General features: G+C 66.3%; 22 protein-coding genes. 11 read left to right on the top strand and 11 right to left on the bottom strand.

Annotated elements, in window-relative coordinates:
- Positions 1-29: 29 nt before the first annotated feature.
- On the bottom strand, positions 30-344 hold the full coding sequence (groES, locus tag QX132_RS23155) for a co-chaperone GroES (RefSeq protein WP_008966485.1): 315 nt from the start codon (positions 342-344) through the stop codon (positions 30-32).
- Positions 345-723: 379 nt separating this feature from the next.
- Here groES and QX132_RS23150 point away from each other — a divergent pair, with 379 nt between their 5' ends.
- The 3 genes from QX132_RS23150 to QX132_RS23140 all read left to right on the top strand — a co-directional run bounded on the left by QX132_RS23150 (position 724) and on the right by QX132_RS23140 (position 4,017).
- Positions 724-1,008 carry an usg protein gene (locus tag QX132_RS23150; RefSeq protein WP_315714735.1) on the top strand — a complete coding sequence of 95 codons (285 nt, stop codon included), beginning with the start codon at positions 724-726 and terminating at the stop codon, positions 1,006-1,008.
- 187 nt (positions 1,009-1,195) lie between these two features.
- Entirely contained in the window at positions 1,196-1,774 is a 579-nt protein-coding gene (locus tag QX132_RS23145; protein ID WP_315737447.1) for a cupin domain-containing protein, read from the top strand.
- Between the two features lie 221 nt (positions 1,775-1,995).
- Positions 1,996-4,017: an acyltransferase family protein gene (locus QX132_RS23140; RefSeq protein ID WP_316162981.1), complete on the top strand. Its 2,022-nt coding sequence runs from the start codon at positions 1,996-1,998 to the stop codon at positions 4,015-4,017.
- On the opposite strand, the gene QX132_RS23135 is transcribed toward QX132_RS23140, so the two are convergent.
- Positions 3,955-5,202 carry a NupC/NupG family nucleoside CNT transporter gene (locus tag QX132_RS23135; protein ID WP_315759266.1) on the bottom strand — a complete coding sequence of 416 codons (1,248 nt, stop codon included), beginning with the start codon at positions 5,200-5,202 and terminating at the stop codon, positions 3,955-3,957. The two genes, QX132_RS23140 and QX132_RS23135, sit on opposite strands and share 63 nt — an antisense overlap.
- A gap of 117 nt (positions 5,203-5,319) precedes the next feature.
- Here QX132_RS23135 and QX132_RS23130 point away from each other — a divergent pair, with 117 nt between their 5' ends.
- Positions 5,320-6,546, top strand: coding sequence for an MFS transporter (locus QX132_RS23130; protein WP_315811560.1), 1,227 nt, complete (start codon positions 5,320-5,322; stop codon positions 6,544-6,546).
- A 124-nt stretch (positions 6,547-6,670) separates the two neighbouring features.
- Here QX132_RS23130 and QX132_RS23125 read toward each other — a convergent pair whose 3' ends face one another.
- The 5 genes from QX132_RS23125 to QX132_RS23105 form a co-directional block, all read right to left on the bottom strand.
- The gene (locus QX132_RS23125) at positions 6,671-7,426 is read right to left on the bottom strand and encodes an SDR family oxidoreductase (RefSeq protein WP_315737451.1); all 756 of its coding nucleotides are present in this window, start codon (positions 7,424-7,426) and stop codon (positions 6,671-6,673) included.
- Positions 7,427-7,470: 44 nt separating this feature from the next.
- On the bottom strand, positions 7,471-8,229 hold the full coding sequence (locus QX132_RS23120) for a peptidase (RefSeq protein ID WP_284419127.1): 759 nt from the start codon (positions 8,227-8,229) through the stop codon (positions 7,471-7,473).
- Positions 8,230-8,437: 208 nt separating this feature from the next.
- Positions 8,438-9,286 (bottom strand): transglutaminase family protein, encoded by an 849-nt coding sequence (locus QX132_RS23115; protein ID WP_315737452.1) that lies wholly within the window; start codon positions 9,284-9,286, stop codon positions 8,438-8,440.
- Positions 9,287-9,458: 172 nt separating this feature from the next.
- Complete coding sequence (locus tag QX132_RS23110; protein ID WP_315737453.1) at positions 9,459-10,403, bottom strand: alpha-E domain-containing protein; 945 nt, start codon at positions 10,401-10,403, stop codon at positions 9,459-9,461.
- An 80-nt stretch (positions 10,404-10,483) separates the two neighbouring features.
- Entirely contained in the window at positions 10,484-11,902 is a 1,419-nt protein-coding gene (locus QX132_RS23105; protein WP_315759532.1) for a circularly permuted type 2 ATP-grasp protein, read from the bottom strand.
- Positions 11,903-12,130: 228 nt separating this feature from the next.
- Between QX132_RS23105 and QX132_RS23100 the strand changes: the two genes are divergently transcribed.
- From QX132_RS23100 to QX132_RS23090, 3 genes are all read left to right on the top strand, one after another.
- A complete protein-coding gene (locus QX132_RS23100; RefSeq protein ID WP_315759531.1) occupies positions 12,131-12,868 on the top strand; it encodes a competence/damage-inducible protein A in 738 nt (245 codons plus the stop codon).
- A gap of 38 nt (positions 12,869-12,906) precedes the next feature.
- Positions 12,907-13,428, top strand: a complete 522-nt coding sequence (gene gpt, locus QX132_RS23095; protein WP_315771080.1) for a xanthine phosphoribosyltransferase — start codon at positions 12,907-12,909, stop codon at positions 13,426-13,428.
- Between the two features lie 117 nt (positions 13,429-13,545).
- The gene (locus tag QX132_RS23090; RefSeq protein WP_315811557.1) at positions 13,546-14,166 is read left to right on the top strand and encodes a hypothetical protein; all 621 of its coding nucleotides are present in this window, start codon (positions 13,546-13,548) and stop codon (positions 14,164-14,166) included.
- 82 nt (positions 14,167-14,248) lie between these two features.
- Here the strand turns inward: QX132_RS23090 and QX132_RS23085 are convergent, their stop codons facing one another.
- On the bottom strand, positions 14,249-15,271 hold the full coding sequence (locus QX132_RS23085; RefSeq protein WP_315737459.1) for a methionine synthase: 1,023 nt from the start codon (positions 15,269-15,271) through the stop codon (positions 14,249-14,251).
- A gap of 140 nt (positions 15,272-15,411) precedes the next feature.
- Between QX132_RS23085 and QX132_RS23080 the strand changes: the two genes are divergently transcribed.
- From QX132_RS23080 to QX132_RS23065, 4 genes are all read left to right on the top strand, one after another.
- On the top strand, positions 15,412-16,116 hold the full coding sequence (locus QX132_RS23080) for a glutathione binding-like protein (RefSeq protein WP_315811556.1): 705 nt from the start codon (positions 15,412-15,414) through the stop codon (positions 16,114-16,116).
- 242 nt (positions 16,117-16,358) lie between these two features.
- Entirely contained in the window at positions 16,359-16,967 is a 609-nt protein-coding gene (locus QX132_RS23075; RefSeq protein WP_315811555.1) for a 2-hydroxychromene-2-carboxylate isomerase, read from the top strand.
- Complete coding sequence (locus tag QX132_RS23070) at positions 16,967-17,944, top strand: NADPH:quinone oxidoreductase family protein (protein WP_316162980.1); 978 nt, start codon at positions 16,967-16,969, stop codon at positions 17,942-17,944. The genes QX132_RS23075 and QX132_RS23070 overlap by 1 nt, the downstream gene beginning before the upstream one ends.
- 92 nt (positions 17,945-18,036) lie before the next feature.
- The gene (locus tag QX132_RS23065) at positions 18,037-20,076 is read left to right on the top strand and encodes a methyl-accepting chemotaxis protein (protein ID WP_315737463.1); all 2,040 of its coding nucleotides are present in this window, start codon (positions 18,037-18,039) and stop codon (positions 20,074-20,076) included.
- 250 nt (positions 20,077-20,326) lie between these two features.
- Here QX132_RS23065 and QX132_RS23060 read toward each other — a convergent pair whose 3' ends face one another.
- The 3 genes from QX132_RS23060 to QX132_RS23050 form a co-directional block, all read right to left on the bottom strand.
- The gene (locus QX132_RS23060; RefSeq protein WP_315737464.1) at positions 20,327-21,217 is read right to left on the bottom strand and encodes a crotonase/enoyl-CoA hydratase family protein; all 891 of its coding nucleotides are present in this window, start codon (positions 21,215-21,217) and stop codon (positions 20,327-20,329) included.
- Between the two features lie 242 nt (positions 21,218-21,459).
- Entirely contained in the window at positions 21,460-22,875 is a 1,416-nt protein-coding gene (locus QX132_RS23055; protein WP_316162979.1) for an amidase, read from the bottom strand.
- Positions 22,876-22,936: 61 nt separating this feature from the next.
- Positions 22,937-24,100 (bottom strand): M20 aminoacylase family protein, encoded by a 1,164-nt coding sequence (locus tag QX132_RS23050; RefSeq protein ID WP_316162978.1) that lies wholly within the window; start codon positions 24,098-24,100, stop codon positions 22,937-22,939.
- Between the last annotated feature and the right edge of the window lie 20 nt (positions 24,101-24,120).

The following is a 24,120-nucleotide window of genomic DNA, read 5'->3' as shown; positions in this document are numbered from 1 at the left end:
CCTCAGGGTGAGCGTTGAGCGGGTTGGGCTTAGGCGGCCTTCTTCTTCGACGCGGTGTCGGTGAGCACGCCCATGATGTCGCTTTCCTTCATGATCAGCAGCTCCTGGCCGTCGATCTTGACCTCGGTGCCCGACCACTTGCCGAACAACACGCGATCACCGACCTGGACGTCGAGCGGGACCAGCTTGCCGCTCTCGTCGCGGGCGCCCGGGCCCACCGCGATCACTTCACCCTGCGAGGGCTTCTCCTTGGCCGAGTCGGGGATGATGATGCCGCCAGCGGTCTTCTCTTCGGCGTCGATGCGCTTGACCACGACGCGGTCGTGAAGCGGACGGAAAGCCATACAGTCCTCCTAAGCTATTGAGGCGATTGTCAATTTCTGGAATTTTGGCAGTCGGTGCCAGCGAGTGCCAGCACGTGGGCTGGATTTAGGGGAGAGCATTCAGCCGGACAAGGGCTTGTAGCAGAAAAATTAGCAGTCAACTGCGGGCTCTGCCAAAGCGTTCCGATAGCGTTAACAAGAGCGGAACGAACCATGAAACCCCGTATTAGCACCTGGGCTAAGTGGCTGCTAATGCAGCATTTTTCAACATGTCGTTAAACATTTAAGCTTGAGATGGGTTGAGGACATGCGTCACATTTCTTGGCAGTGAGCGCATCTTTGCCGGGTGGCTCCATCCCGGTTGGCCACACGGACATGCGCTCCAGAAACGGAGGTTGGCATGGTGTCGAAGGTTGAGGTTTCCGAGGACTTTCGGAAACAGGTGCTGGGTTACGGGCTGACGACGGCGCAGATCCTGTATCGGATGCCGGATCACCGCTCGCTGCTGCAGACCTACGTCTGGCAGAACTACGACCTGTTTCCGAAATTCCCCGCGCTGCAGGACTTCCTCGCGTTCTGGCAGGAGAAGATCGAGGGTCCACTGTACTCGGTCACGGTGGCGCATTCCAAGCTGATCAAGCCGGCCGAGCTGCGCGCCGTCGACGGCGTGTTCCGGCTGCATTGAGGCCGACGCGTAGCCCGGATGAGCGAAGCGATATCCGGGTTCAACGCGCACGCGCGTGAGTCCCCGGATGTCGTTTCGCTCATCCGGGTTAAGCGCTGCCTCGGCCCTGTTGAGGTCGTCGATCGGTCGACCCGCAAAGCGGCAGGTTGTGCTATCCTCGCGTGCGAGGACACGCAGGGAGAGCGCCATGGCCAAGAAGAGCCGCACCGCCAAATCAGCATCACGCGCCGCCGCGAAAGCCGCGCCGCGAAAAACCGCAAAGACAAAGCCGACGGCGAAGACCGCCTTCGCGGCGCCTGCCAAGCCGGGAAGGGTGGCGAAACCCTCGGCGCGCAAGGCGCTCGCGAGCAAGGGGCGACCAGCGCCGGCGCCGCGCCGGCGCAAACAGAAGGTCGCCATCAGCCATCACCGCGAGGAGGACTTCAAGGCCGACGGCCTGCGCGCCTATGCTGTTTACCGCGACCTCGGCATCGCCGACGCGACGCACGGTTTGGCGCGCGCGCATGTCATCCGCATGCTGCCGCCGTGCAATCCGCAGGAAGTCTCCAAGCTGCACACCCATGCGGTCGACTTCCAGATGGTCTATGTGCTCAAGGGCTGGGTGAAGAGCTACCTCGAAGGCGTCGGCGAGACGCTGATGCAGGAGGGCAGTTGCTGGACCCAGCCGCCGAAGATCCGGCACATGATCCTCGACTATTCCGACGACGTCGAGCTGCTGGAAGTGATCCTGCCGGCCGACTTCAAAACCGTCGAACTGTCGACGTAAAGCCGACAGAAATGGATGGAAACATTCGCGTGCGATGGACGGCGGTCTCATCGCGCGTGTGTGTTGACATCCGGTCTCGCGTCACTGGGACGGATGGGCCGGCGACGAATCCGTAAGAGGTGTTCGCCGCGGGCTTGCGTAAAGGCGTACCCGTCCCGTTGCCGCGCTTCGTCGTCCAGTTCGCTCCCACGATCCCGCGCGCGCCTCGCACGCGCGCATCGATGCAGCCTCGCATCGCCAACGCGGGCGCCGGTTCGGCTTCAGGTGCCGCCCATCGCGAGGACATCGACTGGCTGCGCGCCATCGCGGTGCTCTCCGTCGTCGCATTCCATTTCGAGGCGCCGGCGATCTTCGGCGGCTTCGTCGGCGTCGACATCTTCTTCGTCATCTCCGGCTACCTGATCACCGGCATCATTGCCGCGGAGATGGCGGCGGGCCGCTTTTCGTTCGCGCAATTCTACGAGCGGCGGGTGCGGCGGCTGCTGCCGGCGCTCTACGCCATGGTGGCGTTCGCGGCGATCCCGGCGTCGCAGGACATGCTGGGCTCCGAGCGCGCCGAGTTCTTCCGTTCCGCGACCGCCGTCGTCACCTTCACCTCGAACATCTTCTTCTGGCAGCAGTCCGGCTATTTCGACCACGTCGCGGTCGAGAAGCCGCTGCTGCACACCTGGTCGCTCGCCGTCGAGGAGCAGTTCTATCTGGTACTCCCCGTCGTGGTCTGGGCCGTGTTGCTGATAGCGCGCGGGCGACGGCTGGCGCTGCCGGTCACGCTGGCGCTGCTGGCTGCCGGCTCGTTCGCGCTCGGTCTGCTGCTGATGCGAGGCGGCGCGTCCGCGAGTGCGTTCTTCCTCAGCCCGCCGCGCGCCTGGGAATTCCTGCTCGGCGGCCTGGTCGCGATTTCCGGACTTCCCGCACCGCGGCCGGGTCTCGCCCAGCGCGGCGCCCGCGCGCTGTCGCTGCTGCTGATGGCGGTGCCGATTCTGGCGTTGCGCCCCGGACCGGGCTTTCCCGGCGTCGACGCGCTCGCGCCATGCCTTGGCGCGGCGCTGTTCCTGTGGAGCGGCGTCGGCGTTGCCAATGTGCCGCGTAGCCCGTTGTCACCGCTCGGCGTAGCGGCGTTCGTCGGCCGCATCTCATATTCGCTGTATCTGTGGCACTGGCCGCTGTTCGCCTTCGCGCGCTTCGCCAAGCCCGGCCTGGCGCTCGACGGCTGGGAGCGGGTGGCGTTGTTTGCCCTCACGGTCGCGGTCGCCACGCTGTCCTGGCGCTTCATCGAGCAGCCGTTCCGCAATCGCCAGCTCGCCGCGACCCCGCGCGCGACCTTCGGTCTTGCGGCGCTGGCGAGCCTGCTGCTGCTGGCCGGCAGCGGCGTCGGCCTGCTACGCGCTAGCGCCGTGTCGGACGCCGACCGCGCGGCGCAGCGGCTGGACGCCTACAACGCCTACGACATGAAGCCGGTCTATCGCTACGGCACCTGCTTCACGACGCCGGACGGGCGCGTGCCCGGGGATTGTCTCCGTCCGGTGAGCGGCAAGATCAATGTGCTGCTGTGGGGCGACAGCTTTGCGGCCCACTACTATCACGGCCTCGCCGCGAGCATCGATCCGCAGGCCGTCAACGTCATGCAGGCGAGCCAGCCGACCTGCATGCCGACCTTCAGCGCGGAGACGCAGGGGATCGCGGCCTGCCGCGCCCTGGCAAGCCAGATGCGCGACTATTTCGTGACGGCGCGGCCCGATCTCGTGGTGATGTCGGCGGACTGGCTCGAGAACGCCCGCCCGCCGCGCTTTGCCGGTATGGTGCGCGATCTCAGGCTGACGCTGGCGCGTCTCAGCGAGGCCGGCATTGCGGTGGTGCTGCTCGGTCCCTCCGTGCAATTCCGGGCGCGGCTGCCCTCGATGCTGGCGCGCGCCACCTTGCGCGGCATGTCGCCGGATCCCGTTGCGTTCGTCCGGTCCGATATCTTTGCGCTGGATCAGGCGATGCAGGCGGCGCTGTCGACGAGCGAAGGCCTGTCCTACATCTCGATCCTGTCGGCGGTCTGCGAGAACGGCCGCTGTCCGCTCACGGTCGGCGACGTCCCGCTGTCGTTCGATCATGCGCATCTCACGGCGGAGGGCTCCCAGCTCGTGATGGCGAGGATCGTGCCGCAACTGCTGCCGATGACGACCGAGCTCAGCTCACGTCAGCAGCCCGACGATCGCACCCATCAGGCAGGTGGTGAGGGTGCCGGAGACGATTGATTTGAGGCCGAGCGCGTTGATCTCGTCGCGTCGTGTCGGAGCCATCGTACCGAGTCCACCGATCATGATGCCGAGGCTGGCGAAGTTGGCGAAGCCGCACATCGCATAGAGCATGATCAGCCGCGCGCGCGGATCGAGCGCCGTCGCATCGAGCTTCGCCAGCTCGACATAGGCGATCAGCTCGTTGAGCACCGTCTTGGTGCCCATCAGGCTGCCGGCCGTGACGGCCTCCGACCACGGCAGGCCCATCAGCCAGCACACCGGCGCCATGACGAGGCCGAGCAGCCGCTGCAGCGAGATGTCGGCGCCGCCGATGGCGGGCAACAGCGAGAGGATCGCGTTGGCAAGATGCACCAGCGCGACCAGCACCAGCAGCAGCGCGACGATGTTCATCAGCAGCTCGAGCCCGGCGCTGGTGCCCTTGACGATCGCGTCCATCGTCGAGGTGGCCTGCGTCTCCTCGCCGAGCGCGCCGCCGGTGAGCTGCTTCGACGTCTCCGGCACCATGATCAGGCTGATCAGGATCGACGCCGGCGCGCCGAGCACCGAGGCGATGACGAAATGCGCGGCGGCATCGGGGATCAGCGGCGCAAGCAGCGTGGCGTAGAGCACCAGCACGGTGCCGGCGATTCCGGCCATGCCGCCGGTCATGACGAGAAACAATTCGCTGCGTGTCATCTGCGCCAGATACGGCCGGATGAACAGCGGCGCTTCCACCATGCCGAGGAAGACATTCGCGGCGGTCGACAGGCCGACGGCGCCGCCGACGCCGAGCGTGCGCTCCAAGAGCCAGGCCATGCCGCGCACCAAGGGCGGCAGCACCCGCCAGTAGAACAGCAGCGTGGTCAGCACGCTCATGACCAGCACGATCGGCAACGCCTGGAAGGCGAGCACGAAATCGGCGCCGGGCGCCTTGAGGTCGAAGGGCAGGGCGCCGCCGCCGACATAGCCGAAGACGAAGGAGGTGCCGGCCCGCGAGGCCGACGAGATGGCGCCGACGACCTCGTTGATGGCGCCGAAGGCGCGGGCAACCGCGGGGACCTTGAGCAGGACGAGCGCGGTCAGGATCGTGACCACGAGGCCAAGCGCGGCCTGCTTCAGCGACACCGCGCGCCGGTTCTCGCCGAGCGCCCATGCGATCGCGAGCAGCGCGACGATCCCGAACCCCGATTGCAGCTGCAGCATCAGATCCCCCGAACCCCGTTTCATTATGAGCGCAGGGAACAGCCGCGCGCAATGCCGTGCGGCCATGCGGGGCCCGCGATTGACAAGGAGTGGGGGCTGCGTCACGCAGGCGCCATCATGTCGTCCACCGTCCCGATCGGCGCGCGCGATCTCTTGAAGCAAAGCGCGTTCCTGTTCTTCCTGTCGTCCCGCAGCCTGTCGCGCTTTGCGAGCCAGATCGCCGCAGTGGCGATCGGTTGGCAGATCTACGATCTCACCGGGCGCGCCTTCGATCTCGGCATGGTCGGGCTGATCCAGTTCCTGCCGACGGCACTGCTGGTGTTCGTCGCCGGCAGCGCCGCCGACCGATTCCAGCGCAAGCGCGTCGTGCAGCTCTGTCAGCTCGTCGAGGCGCTGACGGCGCTCTATCTGTGCTGGGGCGCCTACGCCGGTCAGCTCGGCGAATTCGAACTGTTTGCTGCGATCTTCGTGCTCGGCATTGCCGGGGCGTTCGAGAGCCCCGCGACCGCGGCGCTGCTGCCGCTGATCGCCCCGGCAGGCACGCTGCAGCGGGCGAGCGCGCTGTCGAGCGGGGCCGCGCAACTCGCGACCATCGCCGGTCCCGCCATCGGCGGCTTCGCCTACGCGGTCGCGCCGGGTCTACCCTATGGCATCATGATGCTGTTCTGGATTGCCGGCATGGGGCTGACCGGCCTGATGCAGGTACCGGAGGACGTTCCGGTCGAGCGGATCGACGGCAGCAAGGCCGACCTGTTCGCTGGCGTCCGCTTCATCCGCGCCCATCCTGCGATTCTCGGCACCATCTCGCTCGATCTGTTCGCGGTGCTGCTCGGCGGCGTCACGGCCTTGCTGCCGATCTATGCGCGCGACGTCCTTCAGGCCGGGCCGTTCGGGCTCGGCGTGCTGCGCGCCGCGCCCGCGGTCGGCGCGCTGGCGATGACGGCGGTGCTGGCGCGCTACACCATCCGGCGGCGCGTCGGCCTGCGCATGTTCCAGGCGGTGATCGTGTTCGGCGCGGCGACGGTCGTGTTCGCCGTCTCGCATGTGATGTGGATCTCGGTCGCTGCGCTCGCCATTCTCGGTGCCGCCGACACCATCAGCGTCGTGATCCGCTTCTCGTTGGTGCAGCTCGCGACGCCCAACGAGATGCGCGGCCGCGTCGGCGCGGTGAACTTCCTGTTCATCAACGCCTCCAACCAGCTCGGCCAGTTCGAGAGCGGCATCACCGCCGCGCTGCTCGGCGCCATGCCCGCCGCTATCCTCGGCGGCGTCGGCACCATCGCGGTCGCGCTTCTGTGGATGAAGCTGTTTCCCGAGCTGCGGAAGGTGGAGCGGTTGGAGTAGGAGTCGTGGAGGCACCCTGCCGTAGGGTGGGCATCATGAGCGGCCAGACGGTGGGCACGGCGCCATTGCTATCTCGTTTGCCGAGACAGCGCGTCAGCGCCTTTGCCCACCCTACAAACGGTGGCTAGCCCCGTCCCACGAACGGCATCTTGGTCGCCATCACCGTGATGAACAGGACGTTGGCGTCGAGCGGCAGCGAGGCCATGTAGGCGACGGCGTCGCCGACGGCCTTCACGTCCATGCGCGGCTCCGGCATCATGCGGCCGTCGGGCTGCAGTACGCCGCCGACCATGCGCTCGGTCATCGGCGTCTCGGCGTTGCCGATGTCGATCTGGCCGACCGCGATGTCATAGGCGCGGCCGTCGAGATTCGACGCTTTCGTCAGACCCGTGATCGCGTGCTTGGTCGAGGTGTAGGGCGAGGAGAACGGCCGCGGTGCATGCGCCGAGATCGAGCCGTTGTTGATGATGCGGCCGCCACGCGGCGACTGATCCTTCATGATGCGGAAGGCGTGCTGCGTGCACAGGAACGGCGCGGTGAGGTTGGTCGCCACCACCGACTGCCACTGCTGCAAAGTGAGGTCCTCGAACGGCACCGGCGGCGCACCCATGCCGGCGTTGTTGAACAGCACGTCGAGTCGGCCGTAGGTCGACTTCACGGTGTCGAACAGTGCCGCGATCGAGGCGGGATCGGTCATGTCGGCGGGGACGGGCAGGCTCATGCCCGGCTCGCCGAGCTTCGCGGTCTCCTCCAGCATCTCCTTGCGGCGGCCGACCAGCACCACGGTGAAGCCGCCCTTCATCAGCGCCAGCGATGCGGCGCGGCCGACCCCCGTGCCTGCGCCCGTCACCAGGGCGATCTTCTTTGCCGCTTCAGCCATGTTTCCTCACCTTCAGTTCACGTGTCTTGCAGTGTTCTGCAGTTTCAGTGTTTCGACTCGCTCTGAGTCTTGTAGGGCGGCCTTGGAATGTTGTTGTGCGCCGCGCGCAGGGCCGCCGACCAGCGCGAGCGGAGATCGTGGAAATAGGGCTCGCCGGCCTCGATGCGGTGGTTGAGGTCGGCCTCGCAGGCCTCCGCGCGCACCACCAGCACGTCGATCGGAAGGCCGACGCCGAGATTGGAGCGCATCGTCGAGTCCATCGAGATCAGGCCCGTCTTCAGCGCCTCGTAGAGCTCGACGTCGTAATGCATGGCGCGGTCCAGCACCGGCTTGCCGTATTTGTGCTCGCCGATCTGCAGATAGGGCGTGTCGGTGGTGCATTCGATGAAGTTGCCGGCGGTGTAGACCATGAACAGCCGCATCCGCGAGCCCTTGATCTGGCCGCCGAACAGGAAGGAGACGTCGAACGAGATGTCTTCGGCCTTCAGCGCCGGGCCTTCGGTGGCGTGCACCATGCGGATCGCCTTGCCGATGCGCTGTGCGGCCTGAAACATCGTCGGCGCGTTCATCAGGGTCTCGACCTCGCCGGTCTCGGGGTCCTCCATCCCTTCGGTCAAGGTCGAGAGCACGGACTGGCTGACGGCGAGATTGCCGGCGCTGGCGACCGCCACGATGCGCTCGCCCGGATTGGAGAAGATGTGCAGCTTGCGGAAGGTCGAGACGTTGTCGAGACCGGCGTTGGTTCGGGTGTCCGCGATCATGACGAGGCCGTCACGCACCAGAATTCCGCAGCAATAGGTCATCTCAGTCCCCTCGAGCCATTGCGCGAATTACTAGCGAAAATCGCCCCTTCGTCCAACCCCGCACTTCCGTAGCCCGGATGAGCGGAGCGACATCCGGGATCTCACGCGCTGTCTCGGTGAACCCGCATGTCGCTTCCGCCTTCGCCCTTGCGGGCTTCGGCGGACAAGCCGCTCATGCGGGCCACGGGAAGACCGGCGGTTCCGGAATTCAGGACTGGCGCTGCGACTGCGATTGCGACGGACCGCCGCGGCCGACCTGCTCGACCTTCACCTTCACGGTGAGCGTCTCGGTCCCGCCGCCATAGCGGGTGCCGCGCACCGGGGCGGCGCCGAGATAATCGAGCCCGATGGCGACCCGGACATGGGCGTCGGTGGTGCAGATGCAGTTGGCGGCGTCGAAACCGACCCAGCCGAGATTCGGCACATAGGCTTCCGCCCAGGCATGGCCGGCTTCTTGGTGCACTGCACCATCAGAGCGCAGGAAGTGGCCGGACACGAAACGCGCGGGGATGCCGGCGGCGCGCGCGCAGGCGATGAAGATATGCGCATAGTCCTGGCAGACGCCGCGCTTCAGCACGAAGGCTTCCGCCGCCGAGGTGCCGCTGTGGGTCGGATCCTCGTCGAAGGTCATGTGCTCGTAGACCTGCACCATCAGGGTGTGCAGAAGACCGAGCACGTCGCTGTCCGATTCCGCGCGCAGATCGCGCACGACGGCGGCCATGGCGGCATTGGCAGCCGTGAGGGGTGTCTGCCGGAGGAAGAAGCTGGGCGGGAAGCGCTCGTCCGCTCCCTTCAACACGCCGCCGGTGTCGTGCGTCTCGACCAGGCCTTCGGCCGTGATCGTGAGGTCCTCGAGTGCGCCATGGGTGATCACATGGGTGACGTTGCCGAATGCGTCTTCATGCATGTCGAGGCGGGCATCGGTCGACACGTCGATCTGCCACTCCGCCACATATTGGCCGTCATTGCTGCCGGGCGTCATGCGGATGATCTGGATGGCGCCGGTCGCCGCTGGCTCGTAGCGGTAGGTGGTGGAATGGGAGATACGCAGGCGCATGGCGGTCGACCAGTCTTCGTCAGATGTGCTGTCCGCGGTAGCTCGTTTCACCTCTCCCTGAAAGGGGGAAGGAGGACCCCTCGGGCGAAGGGGAGGGCGCCCGGCGCCGGACGTGGTCTCGCAGACACAGTCCGACGGCCGCCCATCGCTGTTTCCGCTGCGCTCCGGGCGCTCAGATCAGATACTGCTTGGTGATGATCTCTCCAAGTCGCGAATTGTCGGCGATGAACTCCTGGATGAACTCGTGCACGCCGCGCTGGAAGATGTCGTCCATGTTGGAGTGGTCGAGCCGGTTGCGGACGCCACGGGCATGGCGCTGCGCCGCCCCCTGACGGCCATAGGCGACGCCGATCTGGTCGAGATTGCGGACGAGGTTGCCGTAGCAGCTCGCCAGCGAGCGCGGCAGCGTGTCGTTGAGGATCAGGAGGTCCGCGATCAGCCAGGGCTTCAGCGTCTCGCGATAGACCCAGTGATAGGCCGTGAGCGCCGACACCGAACGCAGGATCGAGGTCCATTGATAATAGTCCAGCGGGCCGCCGACATGCTCGTCCTCGGGCAGCAGCACGTGATATTTGACGTCGAGAATACGCGCGGTGTTGTCAGCGCGCTCCAGATGCAGGCCGAGCCGCGAGAACCAGTAGGCGTCGTTGCGCAACATCGTCCGGTAGGCCGAGCCGTCGAAGCGCAGCGAGGTCTCCTGCACGAAGCGCAGGAAGCGCGCGAGATCCTCGCGGGTCTTGGTCCCCTTGCTCCAGACTTCCTGCAGCTCGATCCAGGAACCGTTGAGCGTGTCCCACATCTCCGAGGTCAGCGCCGTGCGCACCGAGCGGGCATTGAGACGGGCGGCCTCGATGCAGTTCTTGATCGAGGACGGGTTCGACGGATTGAACGAGAGATATTCGACGACGTTCTGCTCGTTGGCCTCGGAGTAGTGCTCGTAGAAGCTGACATTGACGCCGGCGGTCATCAGCGCCGACTCCCACTCGTTGGTCTTGCCGATATAGGCCGCGGGAAGGGCGGTGACGCGCAAGGTGGCGTCGATGGTGCGGGCGAGATACTCGGCGCGCTCGACGTAGCGGGCCAGCCAGTACAGGTTTTCGGCGGTGCGCGACAGCATGGGCAATCTACAAGCTGCGGAGTGATCCCGCCTCGGTGGCGGGAAAGGCAAGTATGGATCGAAGGTTTGTGAGGCGAGGCTTACTCATCCAGCACCCATGTGTCCTTGGTGCCGCCGCCCTGGCTGGAATTGACCACCAGCGAGCCTTCCTTCAGTGCCACGCGGGTGAGGCCGCCCGGCACGATGGTGGTGCGGTCGCGTCCGGTGAGCACGAACGGGCGCAGGTCGACATGGCGCGGCGCCAGCCCTGACGTGACGCAGGTCGGGCAGGTCGACAGCGCCAAGGTCGGCTGGGCAATGAAGCCCTCGGGCTCGCGCTTGAGCTTGTCGCGGAACGCCTCGATGGTCGCCTTGGTGGCGGCCGGGCCGATCAGCATGCCGTAGCCACCCGAGCCGTGCACCTCCTTGACCACGAGCTCGCCGAGATGGTCGAGCACGTAGGACAGATCCTGCGGCTCGCGGCAGCGCCAGGTCTGCACGTTCTTCAGGATCGGCTCCTCGCCCAGATAGAACTTCACGACGTCCGGCATGTAGGAGTAGATCGCCTTGTCGTCGGCGATGCCGGTGCCGACCGCGTTGGCGAGCGTGACGTTGCCGGCGACGTAGGCCGACATCAGGCCGGGCACGCCGAGCGCCGAGTCGGGGCGGAAGGTGAGGGGGTCGAGGAAGTCGTCGTCGACGCGGCGGTAGATCACGTCGACCCGCTTCAGCCCCTCGGTGGTGCGCATGAACACCTCATCGTTCTTGACGATGAGGTCGCGGCCCTCGACCAGCTCGATGCCGAGCTTGTCGGCGAGAAAGGAGTGCTCGTAGTAGGCGGAGTTGTAGATGCCGGGCGTCATCAGCGCCACCGTCGGCTCGGCCGAGGCGCTGAGCGGCGCGACCGAGCGCAGCGCCGACAGCAACTCGTCCGGATAGCGCTCGACCGGCGCGACGCGGTGGCGCGCGAACAGGTCTGGAAACAGCCGCATCATGATCTCGCGGTTTTCCAGCATGTAGGACACGCCGGACGGCGTGCGCGCGTTGTCCTCGAGCACGATGAAGTCGTTGGCGTCGACGCGGACGATGTCGATGCCGGCAATGTGGACGTAGACGTCGTGCGGCACGTCCTGCCCGTTCATCTCCGGGCGGAACACGGGATTCTGAAAGATCAGGTCATCCGGCACGACGTTGGCGCGCAGGATGTCCCGGCCGTGATAGATGTCGCGCAGGAACATGTTCAGCGCCTTGACGCGCTGCTTCAGCCCCTTTTCCAGCAGCGCCCATTCCTTGCCCGACAGGATGCGCGGAATGACGTCGAACGGGATCAGCCGCTCCTGCGCCTCCGCCTCGCCATAGACCGCGAAGGTGATGCCGATTCGCCGGAACAGCAGCTCCGCCTCGTGGCGGCGATACTCCAGCGCCTCCGGCGGCGTTTCCTTCAGCCACCGCGACAGCTCCTGATAAGCCTGACGGACCTCGCCGCCCGGCTCGTTCATTTCGTCGAACGCAACTGCCATAGATGCCCGTGTGTCCCAGCCTCGCCATACACTGCATGACTCTGCATGACGGTAGCAAGGGCCGGGCCAGCGCGATATGCATTCTCCTGCGGCATTTCGTGGGGGGTGCTGAAGCCATGCCCGAAAAACCGGCTGCGTCGTGCTCAAATCCGCGGCATAGACTGCGACGTTCCGGATGACATTGGCGCCGTGGCGGGCCAAAAGAGACGGCAGATGCGAGGAGAAACCATGAGCGAGATCGTCACCGCGGGGTTGCTGGTCATCGGCGACGAGATCCTGTCCGGCCGGACCAAGGACAAGAACATCGGCTTCATCGCCGAATACCTCACCAATCTCGGCATCGACCTCAAGGAAGTCCGGGTGGTCTCGGACGACGAGCCGGACATCATCGCGGCGCTCGACGCGCTGCGGCATCGCTACACCTATGTGTTCACCACCGGCGGCATCGGTCCGACCCATGACGATATCACCGCGGATGCGATCGCGAAGGCGTTCGGCGTCGGCATCGACCATCACCCCGAGGTGGTGGCGCGCTTCCGAGAGCGCTGGAGCGAGCAGGAGCTCAACGAGGCGCGGCTGCGCATGGCGCGCATCCCCGATGGCGCCGAGCTGATCCAGAGCGCGACCATCCTGGCGCCGGGCTTCAAGCTCGGCAACGTCATCGTCATGGCCGGCGTGCCCTCGATCATGCAGGCGATGATGGACATCGTGGCGCCGAAGCTGAAATCGGGCGTGCGGATGCTGTCCGAGACGGTGCGCGCCAATGCGCGCGAGGGCGACATCGGCGGTCCCTTGCGCGAGATCGCCAAGGCGCACCCGGACACCATCATCGGCAGCTATCCCTTCATCGACGAGGACCAGAAGCCGAATACGCATCTGGTGGTGCGCTCGCGCGACCAGGACAAGCTGTCGGCCGCGATGGCTGCGGTGAAGGAGATGCTCGCCGGGCTCAACGTGACGCGCTAAAGCAGGGGCAGCTTTCGAGAACTCACGGACGAGATGAGATGCCAGACAAGACTTTGAGTGCAGAGGAGCGCGCGGGCCGGGCCTTCCCGGTGTCCTGGGACCAGTTTCATCGCGATTGCCGAGCGCTGACCTGGCGGCTGAACGAGATCGGGCCGTTTCATGCCGTGGTGGCCATCACCCGCGGCGGACTGGTGCCGGCGGCGATCGTGGCGCGCGAGCTAGGCGTGCGGGTCATCGATACGATCTGCATCGCGAGCTATGACCACACCAAGCAGGGCGAGCTTCAGGTCCTCAAGGGGATTTCAAACGACACCGCGCAACTCGGTGGCGGCACCGGCAAAGGGCTCCTGATCGTCGATGACCTCGTCGACACCGGCAAGACCGGACGCATGGTCCGCGAGATTCTCCCCGACGCGCATTTCGCCACCGTCTACGCCAAGCCGAAGGGCCGGCCGCTGGTCGACACCTTCATCACCGAGGTGTCGCAGGACACCTGGATATTCTTCCCCTGGGACACCGCGCTGTCCTTCGCGCCGCCGCTGCGCGACGGGGCGGCGTGAGGAGGGCGCGAATGGCGGATAGGGAGTAGCGAATAGGGAATAGGGGCTGGTGGTTGCCCTATTCGCTATTCGCCACTCGCTATTCGCCTGCTCCGGAGCCGAAGGCGGAGGAGACGGATGCCTCTGCAGAACCGCGTGACGCCTACAGGCGACATCGTCGCCACGCCGCATCGCGGCCTGTTCACCGGCAATCGCGGCATCATCCATGATCCCGCGACGAAGACGCTGCTGCGGAAGCGCTGGTCGAGCTCCGCCTGGCTGGTCTGCCTGTGCAACTTCCGCGGCCGCCGCCGGGAGGTGATGGCACGGCGCAGCTGGACCGAGCTGTTCTTCCTCGACGAGGCCACGGCCTTCGCCGCCGGCCATCGCCCCTGCTTCTACTGCCGTCGCGACGACGCCAACCGGTTTCGCGGCGCGTGGGAAGAGGGCAATGGCGTCAGCGGGGTTCGGGCTGCGGAGATCGACAAGGTCCTGCACCGCGAGCGGCTGGAGCGCGGCAGGAAGCGGTTGCACCCACTGCCGATGCCGTGGAGCGAGCTGCCCGACGGCGCGATGGTTCAGGTCGACGAAGAATGCTTCTTGGTCGTGCAGGGCAGGGCGCTGCCCTGGTGCTTTACCGGCTACGGTGCTGCGCGCGACGATCTCACGGCGCCGCGGCTGCTGACGCCGCCGTCCACATTGCGCACGTTGGAGGCCGGCTTTCGGCCCGTGCTGCATCCGAGCGCACAAGCCTCGTAGCCCGGATGAGCGAAGCGATATCCGAGGTCTCGTGCGGTGCTGCGTTGAACCCGCATGTCGCTGCGCTCAGGCGGGCTACGAACTACGCGAACCGCTGCCGTGCCAGCTTTGCGCCGGTGCCGAGCGCCATCAGCTTGGCCTCCGCGATCTCGCGCCGCATCGGCGCCATGCCGCAATTGGTCGTGGCGATGATGTTCTCCTTCGGCACCACCTTCATGACGTCCTCGATGGTCTTGCAGACGTCCTCGGCGGTCTCGATCGCGTCGCTGGCGACGTCGATGACGCCGGCCTGCACGATCTTGTTCTTGAGCAGGCCGAGCAGCTCGATCGGCACCTTCGAGTTGCGGCATTCGACCGCGACCTGCTGGATGGTGCTGGCGTCAATGACCGGGAACGTCTCCTCATACTGCCGCCACTCGCCGCCGAGCGTCTCCTTCCAGTCGGTGTTGGCCTTGATGCCGTAGCCGTAGCAGATGTGCACGGCCGTCGGGCAGGTCAGCCCCTCGGCGGCGCGCTCCAGCGCCTTGATGCCCCAATCGCGCACCTCGTCCATGTAGACGTTGAAGGCGGGCTCGTCGAACTGGATCATGTCGATGCCGTCGTCGTGCAGCGCCTTGGCCTCCTGGTTCAGCAGCTCCGCGAAGGCGAACGCCATCTTGACGCGGTCGCCATAGTAGTTGTCGGCGATGGTGTCGATGATCGTCATCGGCCCCGGCAGGGTGAACTTCACGGCGCGCGTGGTGTGCGTGCGCGCGATCCGCGCCTCGTCACCATGGACGCGGCCCTTCAGCGACAGCGGCGCCACCACCTGCGGCACCATCGCCTTGTAGCGGTCCTTGCGGATGCCCATCTCGACCTTGTGCGCGAAGTCGATGCCCTCGACCCGCTCGAGGAAGCCGTGCACGAAATGCTGCCGCGACTGCTCGCCCTCGGTGAGGATGTCGATGCCGGAATCCTCCTGCAGCTTCAGCGCGAGAATGGTCGCGTCGCGCTTGGCGCGCGCAAGCTCATCGCCCTTCGACTTCCACGGGGCCCACAGCACGTTCGGCTCGGCCAGCCATTCCGGCTTCGGCAGCGAGCCTGCGATGGTCGATGGAAACAGCATGGTCGAACTCTCCAGCATAGGGGGGCGGTCAGGCTTGAGCGCCTGTCTGCCATGGCTTACCCTTCAGGTACAGAAGAACGAAGCCGCCTCGCGTGTTCCGCGGCGCGGCATAATGGTCCGGGGAAGGAATCGGGGAAAGCATGATCGATCTCCATTACGCGCCGACGCCGAACGGCTGGAAGATCTCGATCATGCTCGAGGAACTCGGGCTGCCCTATAACGTCATTCCCGTCGACATCCGGGCCGGCGACCAGTTCAAGCCGGAGTTCCTGGCGATCAGCCCCAACAACCGGATTCCGGCGATCGTCGATCATGCGCCGGCCGATGGCGGCGCGCCGTTCCCGGTGTTCGAGACCGGCGCCATCCTGATCTATCTCGCCGACAAGACCGGCCGTTTCCTGCCGCAGGAGACGCGGGCGCGCTCGCGCGTGATCCAATGGGTGATGTGGCAGATGGCGGGGCTCGGGCCGATGATGGGCCAGCACGGCCATTTTGCGCTCTATGCCGCCGAAAAGATTCCCTATGCGATCCAGCGCTACCGCGACGAGGTCGCACGGTTGTTCCACGTGCTCGAGGTGCAGCTCGGCAAGACCGGCGCCTACGTCGCCGGCGACGACTACACCATCGCCGACATCGCCTGCTTTCCGTGGATGATGACGCACAAGGCGCAGGGGTTTTCGCTCGACGACACTCCCCACATCAAGCGCTGGTACGCGGCGTTGCGCGCCCGGCCGAAGCTGCAGGCGGGGCTTGCGATCGGCAAGTTCGTCAAGGAGCCGTTCAACGAGCAGTCGCGTCATGTGATGTTCGGCGCGCGCGCGAAGGAGATGATGGGGAGATCGTGAGCGAGCTCCGCGGCATCGCGAGGAGCATGGGGATAAGCGGGGATAAGCCATCCAGACCGTATGTTGCAGCCCCTGGATTGCTTCGTCGCTACGCTTCTCGCAATGACGGAGAGAGTGATGTGCGCCAACTGCCTCCGCCGTCATTGCGAGCGCAGCGAAGCAATCCAGGGGCGACACTAATGGTCTCAATGACTCCGTGGCGCTCTCGATGACGAACGCATCAAGACCTTGAGGAAACACACATGATCGAATTCTTCTTCGACTGCTCCAGCCCCTGGACCTATCTCGCCTTCCACAATATCCAGCCGCTCGCGCGCGAGTTCGGCGTCGACATCGTCTGGCGGCCGATCCTGGTCGGCGGTATCTTCAACACCGTCAATCCCAGCGTCTATGCGCAACGCGAGAAGCCGGTGCCGGCCAAAGCGGCCTACATGCTGAAGGACCTCGGCGACTGGGCGCGCTCGGCCGGGCTCAGGATCAAGATGCCGCCGACGGTGTTTCCGGTGAACAGCGTCAAGGCGATGCGCGGCTGCATCTGGCTGGGGCAGGACATGGTGCCGTTCGCGCGGACCGTGTTCGAGATCTATTGGGGGGAGGACCAGGACATCTCGCAGGATGCGGTGCTGACGGAGGTGTGCCGGCGTGTCGGCATCGACCCGAAGGCGTTCTTCGATGGGATCCCGCAGCAGGGCATCAAGGACCAGCTGCGCATCAACACCGAGGAGGTCGTCAAGCGCGGCGGCTTCGGCTCGCCGACCATCTTCGTCAATGCCACCGACATGTATTTCGGCAACGACCGGCTGCCGCTGATCCGCGAAGCGCTGGCAAGGGCGAAGGGGCGCGCCAGCTGATGCCGCGGGCGATCGTTTGCCGCGAGCTCGGCCCGCCGGAGAAGCTGAGGCTCGAAAGCCTGCCGTCTCGTGTATTGGCTGACGGCGAGGTGCGGGTGAAGATCCGCGCGGCCGGCATCAATTTCCCGGACATCCTGATGGCGGCGGGTGAGTATCAGCTCAAGCCGGAGCTGCCGTTCACGCCCGGCGTGGAGGCGGCCGGCGACGTCATCGCCACCGGCGCGGCCGTGACCGGCCATGCCGTCGGCGACAAGGTCATCGTTCGGATGCGCTTCGGCGCTTACGCCGAGGAGGCGTTGGTGGCAGGGAGCCAGCTCACGCCGCTGCCGTCGACCTTCGACTACGCGGAAGGCGCGACCTATCTCGTCGGCCATGGCACCGCCCATCACGCGCTGGTCGATCGCGGCCAGCTCAAGCCCGGCGAGACTCTGCTGGTGCACGGCGCCGGTGGCGGCGTCGGCCTCGCCGCCGTCGAGATCGGCAAGCTCTTGGGCGCGACGGTCATTGCAGCAGCGTCCTCGGAGGAGAAACTCGCGGTGGCACGCGCGCGTGGCGCCGATCATCTCGTGCTGTATGCGCGCGAGCCGTTCCGCGACGCCGTCAAGCGCATCACGGATGGGCGGGGCGTCGACGTCGTGTTCGACCCGGTGGGCGGCGAGGTGTTCGAGCACAGCGTCCGCTGCATCGCCTGGGGCGCGCGGCTGCTGGTGATCGGCTTCACCGGCGGCATCGGGCTCGCACGCACCAATTTGATCCTGATGAAGGGCGCCAGCGTGCTCGGCGTGCGCGCCGGCGAGGCCGTGCGCAGGGACCCTGAACTCGGAGAGCGACGCATGGCGGCGCTGCTGGCCTTCGCCGAGCAGGGCAGACTGCGGCCGAACGTGTCGCACCGCGTGCCCTTCGACAACTACGCATCGGCGATGCGGCTTTTGATCGAGCGCAGGGCGACCGGACGCGTCGCGCTGGTGATGGATTAGTTTGCAGGCGCCTGCCCAAAAATGTGGCGGACGGGTCTATGTATTTTTTTACCACTGGATTCATAGAATGATCGGACAGGTTGAGGCCGATCATGTTGAAGACGTCGAAGATACTTCACCGCATTGCCCTGTCTGCATTGCTGCCCATCCTCACATTGGCTGCGTTGGCGGCCTACGAGATCTCCACGAAATGGGCGGTGCGCGTCGAGATGACGCGCATGCAGCCGGTGGCGGAAGCCGTCGGCAAGCTCAGCCGTTTCGTTCATGAGCTGCAGCGTGAGCGCGGCATGTCGTCGGCGTTTCTCAGCAGCAAGGGCACGCAGATGCGCGCCGAGCTGGATCAGCAGCGCAGGCTGACCGATGGCGAGCGCGCGCATGCAGTCGCCGCGCTGGACGGGCTGCGCCGGAGCGGCGCGCTGGCCGAGGCGGCGCAGGCGAGCGAGCAGGCGTTGGCGCAGCTCGATCGCCATCGCGGCGACATCGACGCGCAAGCCATAACGCCGGCGGCGGCCGTCAGCGCTCTCACCGAGATTGTCGCCCGGCTGACCAGTCTGATCAGCAGCATGTCGACGCTGAGCGATGATGACGACATCTCCAAGGCGATCATCGCCTATGGCAACCTGACGGAAGGCAAGGAGCGCGCCGGCCTGGAGCGCGCGGTCGTGGCGGGAGGACTTGCCGCCGGTCGCTTCGAGCAGGCCGCCTATGCGCGTGCAATAGGGCTGGCTGCAGCGCAGGACAGTTATTTCGCGGCATTTCGCGCCGCCGCCTCGGCGAGAGGGCGTGCGGCGTTCGATGCGGCGATGACCGGACCGGCGATCGACGGCGTCGTTGCCATGCGCAAGGTGGTGGAGCAGGGCGGCGTCAGCGGTGATTTCAAAGGGCTCGCGAGCAAAGCCTGGTTCGATGCGGCCACGCTGCGGATCGATCTCCTGAAGCAGGTCGAAGACGCTCTGGCCGCCGAGCTGTCGGAGCTGATGGCCGGCAAGCAGGCCGCGGCCACGGCCAGCCTCGCCGCCGTCGGCGTGCTGCTGCTGCTCGCCTTGGCGCTGAGCCTCGCGATCGTCGTCGCGCTGGCGCGCAGCATCACCGGGCCGATCAACGCGCTGGCCGATACGATGACGCGGCTGGCGAAGGGCGATGTGAGCACCGCGATCGATGCGGTCGATCGGCGCGACGAGGTCGGCCTGATGGCGAGGGCAGTGCAGGTCTTCAAGGAGAACATGATTCATGGCGCCGAGCTCGCCGCCAGGGATGCGGAAGCGATGAGCCAGCGCGCCGAAAAAGCCAAGCGCGTCGGCGAGCTGACCGACCGTTTCAGCGGCGATATCGCGGCCGTGATCGATAGCGTGATCTCAGCCTCGGCACAGCTCGAATCGACGGCTGCCGTGATGAACCGGACGGCGAGCCGGACCTGCAGTGAAGCGAGCAGCGTCGCGCAGGCGACCGAGGCCGCATCGAGCAACATGCAGACGATGGCCGCGGCGACGGACCAACTGTCGAGCTCAGTCGCGGGCATCGGCGGTCAGGTGACGCAGTCGGCCGACATGGCGCAGAAGGCGGCCGCGGAAGGGCAGCGGACCAACGAGACCGTGCAGGGCCTTTCCAGCATGGCCGAACGGATCGGCGACATCGTGCGGTTGATCAGCGACATTGCCGGCCAGACCAACCTTCTCGCGCTCAATGCGACCATCGAGGCCGCGCGGGCGGGCGAAGCCGGCCGCGGCTTTGCCGTCGTCGCCGGCGAGGTGAAGCTGCTCGCGGAGCAGACCGCCAAGGCGACGGGCGAGATCCGCGCGCAGATCTCCGGAATGCAGGAGGTGTCGAGCGAGGCCGTGCGGGCCATCCGCGGCATCACCACGACCATCGGCGAGCTGAACGAGATCGCGTCGTCGATCGCGAATGCCGTCGAGGAGCAGGGCGCGGCCACGCGCGAGATGGCGCGCAACGTCCAGCACGCGGCCAAGGGGACCGACGAGATTTCGCAGAACATCCAGCAGGTCACGGCCGCCGCAAACGAGTCCGGCGTCACCGCCAGCCAGGTGCTCGGGGCGTCGGCGGAGCTGCTGCGCCAGTCCGAGAGCATGCGCCGCCATGTCGATGCCTTCATTCGCGGCATCAACGCGGCGTGAGCGATCGCACGCGATGGGATTGGCTGCTCATCGAGCGAAAGCGGCCGAGCGCGTGGCGCCGATGATCGTGGCGCTGATGAAGGAGTGACGCGGGCGCCACTCGCTGTCGTCCCGGCCTCAGCGCCGGGACCCATACCGCGTGATCCATCGTGCGGCACCCTGGACGTCGTTCCTCGCCAAACGGCATCCGGTGGCTGTTGATCCCGGATCGGCGCGCGCGTGCCGCGCGCTTGTCCGGGATGACAGCGTTCTATTTATACTCCCGCTCGTCCCACCACGGGAAATAGTCCGGCATGTCGGCGGTGACGGTGTTCTTGAACTGCGCCGGGCGCTTCTCCAGGAACGACACCACGCCTTCCTTGACGTCGTCGGAGCGGCCGCGCGCGTAGATGCCGCGGCTGTCGACCTTGTGCGCCTCCATCGGATCGTCGGCGCCCATCATGCGCCACATCATCTGACGGATCAGCGCGATCGACACCGGCGCGGTCTTGTCTGCGATCTCGCGCGCCAGGGCGCGCGCGGTGGGCAATAGTTCCTCCGGCGGCACCACCTTGCTGACGAGACGGCCGGCGAGCGCTTCCTGCGCCGGAAACACGCGGCCGGTGTAGCACCATTCCAGCGCCTGCGAGATGCCGACGATGCGCGGCAGGAACCAGCTCGACGCCGCCTCCGGCACGATGCCGCGCTGGGAGAACACGAAGCCGAACCGCGCGCCCTCCGAGGCGATGCGGATGTCCATCGCGAGCTGCATGGTGACACCGATGCCGACGGCCGGGCCGTTCACCGCGGCGATGACCGGCTTCAGCGACTTGAAGATGCGCAACGTCACCTGGCCGCCGCCGTCGCGCACCTGCGGATCAGAATAGTCGACGCGGCCATCGGCGTGGCGCTTCACCGGCCCGCGCTTGGCATCGCGATCGAACGTGTCGGCGCCGGAGGAGAGGTCGGCTCCGGCGCAGAAGGCGCGGCCCGCTCCGGTGACGATGATCGCCCTGACGCCGTCATCCTTGTCGGCGCGGTCGAAGGCGTCGATCAGCTCTTCCATCATGGTGCCGGTGAAGGCGTTGAGCTTCTCCGGCCGGTTCAGCGTGATGGTGAGGATCTTGTCGGCGACGTCGTAGAGAATGGTCTGATACGCCATGGGTGTTTCCTGATGTGTTATTGTTATCGTTGTTAGAAACGTCATTACGGAGCGATGCGCAAGCATCAAGCCATGGGCAAGTGCGTATGGTATTCCGTAGGGTGGGCAAAGGCGCGGCGCGCATTGCGCGCGGCGACGTGCCCACCATTTTCACCGATGGTCCGGCGGTAGGCACGGCGCCCGTCAGCAGCGGTGAGCGTGAATAGCGCCGTGTACGCGCCTTTGCCCACCCTACGAATCCGTCAGGGCGCCACCGGCCACGGCCGCTGCTCACCGCGCAATCCTTCGAACGTCTTCGCCATCCCGAGCACGCCGACGTCGTCGAAGCGGCGGCCGATGATCTGCAGGCCGATCGGGAAGCCGTCGGCGTCATAGCCGGCATTGACTGAGATCGCCGGGTTCTCCGACATGTTCCACGGCACGGTGTAGGTGATGTGCTCGAACGGCCTCTCGGGGTCGTTGAGCGGCGAGGCGAACTCGGCGGGGAATTTCACGCCGGGCGAGGTCGGAGAGATGATGTAGTCATAGTCGCAGAACAGTCTTGCTGCGGCGGCGCGCAGGGTCATTGTGACGTTGAAGCCCCTGATGACCTCGACGCCCGATAGCGCGGCGCCGCGCTCGGCCCATTGCAGGATGTAGGGCAGGGTCTTGGCACGAACGTCGGGCGCGAGCCGCGCCAGATCGTCCCACAGCCGCGCACGCCAGAAATTGTCGAGACCGTCGAGCATCTCGCGGGTCAGGAAGCCCTTCACCTCGCTGATGACGGCACCTGCGGATTCGAAGGCTTTTGCGGCCGCCAGCGTCGTCGCACGCACCGGCTCCTCGAGCGCCTGGCCGACGTCGCCGAGATCGAGCATCAGGCCGATGCGCAGCTTGCGCACCGGCTTCTCCGCGACCTTCCAGTGCAGGTCCGAGGGCGGCAGGCTGGTGCCGTCGCGCCTGTCCGGCTTCGACAGCACGCTCATCATCAGCGCAGCGTCGTCGACGATGCGCGTCATCGGCCCGGCGACGCGGCCGACATAAGGCGGGTCGATCGGCACGCGGCCGAAGCTCGGCTTGAGGCCGACGAGGCCGCACCACGACGCGGGCAGCCGGATCGAGCCGCCGATATCGGTGCCGACATGCAGCGGGCCATAGCCGGCTGCGGCCGCGGCACCCGCGCCGGCGCTGGAGCCGCCGGGGTTCATCCGCAGGTCCCACGGATTGCGCGTCAGAGGATGGAAGCTCGACAAGCCCGACGACAGCATGCCGTAATCGGGCATCGTGGTCTTGGCGAAGATGATCGCGCCGGCCTCGCGCAGCCGCGCCACCAGAGGCGCATCGGCGGCGAGCGGCGTGCGCGTGACGCTGGCTGCGCCGAGCGGCATCGGCTGGCCCTTGGTGGCGATGTTGTCCTTCACCGTCGCCGGTACGCCGTCGAGGACGCCTGCCGGCTCGTCCTTGGCCCAACGCTCGGTCGAGGCCTTCGCTGCCGCCCGCGCCCCGTCGACATCGAGCAGATACAGCGCCTTGATATGCGGCTCCCACACTGCGACATGCGCCAGCACGTCGTCCATCACCTCGGACGGCGAGAACTGGCGCGCGCGATAGCCGGCGATCAGGTCGACCGCGGAGAGATCGTGCAGCGACGTGATGTCGTCAGAGGCGGGCTTATGCATGCTGGTGCTCCGTTGCCGAAGTTCATATCAATTCGCGCCCGCTCATTGACGTGGATCAGCGCTAAGCTGCCGGCAGACGAGTCTCGATGATGCGGGCGAACATGCTGGCGCCGATCGGCAGGATCTTGTCGTCGAGCACGTAGCCGGGATTGTGCACCGGCACCGAGCCGTCATGGCCGACCCAGAAATAGGCGCCCGGAATCGTCTGCAGCATGTCGGCGAAATCCTCGCTGCCCATCTTCGGCGTCGAGCGGGTCAGCACCTTGGACGGCTCGACCACGGTGCGCGCGACCTGCTCGACGACCTTGGACTGCTCCTCCTGGTTCACCAGCACGCTGAACGTGTCGCGGATGTCGACATCGATCTCGCAATTGAAGGCGGCCGCCATGCCGGCGCAGATCGCGCGCATGCGCTCGCGCACCAGCGCGCGCACGGGGTCCGAGAATGCGCGCACGGTGCCGCACAGCCAGGCATCGCCGGGAATGACGTTGTAGGCCGAGCCGGCGTGGATCTGCGTGATCGAGACGACCGCGGCCTGCAGCGGCTCGACATTGCGGCTGACGATGGTCTGGATCGCCTGCGCCACGCTGGTCGCGATCACCACCGCATCCTTGGAACGCTCGGGCATCGCGCCATGAGCGCCGTAGCCGGAAATCCGGATGTCGAAGAAGTCGGCGCCGGCCATTGCCGGACCGGGCAGGATCGCGATCTCGCCATGCTCCAGGTCGGGCGCGTTGTGCAGGCCGTACAGTTCGTCGCACGGGAACTTCTGGAACAGGCCGTCCTCGATCATCGCCCGCGCGCCGCCGAGGCCTTCCTCGGCCGGCTGGAAGATGAAGTGCACGGTGCCGTCGAAATTGCGCGTCTCGGCGAGATAGCGCGCGGTGCCGAGCAGCATCGTGGTGTGGCCGTCATGGCCGCAGCCATGGAAGCGACCGGGGATCGTCGAGCGCCACGGCAGGTTGGTGTTCTCCTCCATCGGCAGTGCATCCATGTCGGCGCGCAAGCCGATCCTCTTGCCGCTATCGCCTTTGCCCTTGAGCACGCCGATCACGCCGGTGCCGCCGAGGCCGCGATGCACCTCGATGCCCCATTGCGCGAGCTTCTCGGCGACGATGCCGGAGGTCCGCGTCTCCTCGAAGCCGATCTCGGGATGGGCGTGCAGGTCGCGGCGGATGGCGGTGAGTTCGTCGGCGTAACCTTGGATGCGATCGATGGTGGGCATGGGTGCGTTTCCCTGGAGAG

It is taken from the genome of Bradyrhizobium sp. SZCCHNRI20481 (assembly GCF_032485055.1).
Lineage (GTDB): Bacteria > Pseudomonadota > Alphaproteobacteria > Rhizobiales > Xanthobacteraceae > Bradyrhizobium.
Note: the sequence above shows the minus strand (reverse complement) of the source record. Positions and strands in the feature narration are given on the sequence as shown.

Coding starts and splice junctions, on each gene's coding strand:
- QX132_RS23070 (WP_316162980.1), top strand. CDS start 16,967: ATGCCGCGGGCGATCGTTTGCCGCGAGCTCGGCCCGCCGGAGAAGCTG.
- QX132_RS23115 (WP_315737452.1), bottom strand. CDS start 9,286: ATGCGCCTGCGTATCTCCCATTCCACCACCTACCGCTACGAGCCAGCG.
- QX132_RS23135 (WP_315759266.1), bottom strand. CDS start 5,202: ATGCTGCAGCTGCAATCGGGGTTCGGGATCGTCGCGCTGCTCGCGATC.
- QX132_RS23075 (WP_315811555.1), top strand. CDS start 16,359: ATGATCGAATTCTTCTTCGACTGCTCCAGCCCCTGGACCTATCTCGCC.
- QX132_RS23150 (WP_315714735.1), top strand. CDS start 724: ATGGTGTCGAAGGTTGAGGTTTCCGAGGACTTTCGGAAACAGGTGCTG.
- QX132_RS23145 (WP_315737447.1), top strand. CDS start 1,196: ATGGCCAAGAAGAGCCGCACCGCCAAATCAGCATCACGCGCCGCCGCG.
- QX132_RS23085 (WP_315737459.1), bottom strand. CDS start 15,271: ATGCTGTTTCCATCGACCATCGCAGGCTCGCTGCCGAAGCCGGAATGG.
- QX132_RS23050 (WP_316162978.1), bottom strand. CDS start 24,100: ATGCCCACCATCGATCGCATCCAAGGTTACGCCGACGAACTCACCGCC.
- QX132_RS23090 (WP_315811557.1), top strand. CDS start 13,546: ATGCCTCTGCAGAACCGCGTGACGCCTACAGGCGACATCGTCGCCACG.
- QX132_RS23125 (WP_315737451.1), bottom strand. CDS start 7,426: ATGGCTGAAGCGGCAAAGAAGATCGCCCTGGTGACGGGCGCAGGCACG.
- QX132_RS23100 (WP_315759531.1), top strand. CDS start 12,131: ATGAGCGAGATCGTCACCGCGGGGTTGCTGGTCATCGGCGACGAGATC.
- QX132_RS23110 (WP_315737453.1), bottom strand. CDS start 10,403: ATGCTGTCGCGCACCGCCGAAAACCTGTACTGGCTGGCCCGCTACGTC.
- QX132_RS23120 (WP_284419127.1), bottom strand. CDS start 8,229: ATGACCTATTGCTGCGGAATTCTGGTGCGTGACGGCCTCGTCATGATC.
- QX132_RS23055 (WP_316162979.1), bottom strand. CDS start 22,875: ATGCATAAGCCCGCCTCTGACGACATCACGTCGCTGCACGATCTCTCC.
- QX132_RS23080 (WP_315811556.1), top strand. CDS start 15,412: ATGATCGATCTCCATTACGCGCCGACGCCGAACGGCTGGAAGATCTCG.
- QX132_RS23060 (WP_315737464.1), bottom strand. CDS start 21,217: ATGGCGTATCAGACCATTCTCTACGACGTCGCCGACAAGATCCTCACC.
- QX132_RS23130 (WP_315811560.1), top strand. CDS start 5,320: ATGTCGTCCACCGTCCCGATCGGCGCGCGCGATCTCTTGAAGCAAAGC.
- QX132_RS23140 (WP_316162981.1), top strand. CDS start 1,996: ATGCAGCCTCGCATCGCCAACGCGGGCGCCGGTTCGGCTTCAGGTGCC.
- gpt (WP_315771080.1), top strand. CDS start 12,907: ATGCCAGACAAGACTTTGAGTGCAGAGGAGCGCGCGGGCCGGGCCTTC.
- QX132_RS23105 (WP_315759532.1), bottom strand. CDS start 11,902: ATGGCAGTTGCGTTCGACGAAATGAACGAGCCGGGCGGCGAGGTCCGT.
- QX132_RS23065 (WP_315737463.1), top strand. CDS start 18,037: ATGTTGAAGACGTCGAAGATACTTCACCGCATTGCCCTGTCTGCATTG.
- groES (WP_008966485.1), bottom strand. CDS start 344: ATGGCTTTCCGTCCGCTTCACGACCGCGTCGTGGTCAAGCGCATCGAC.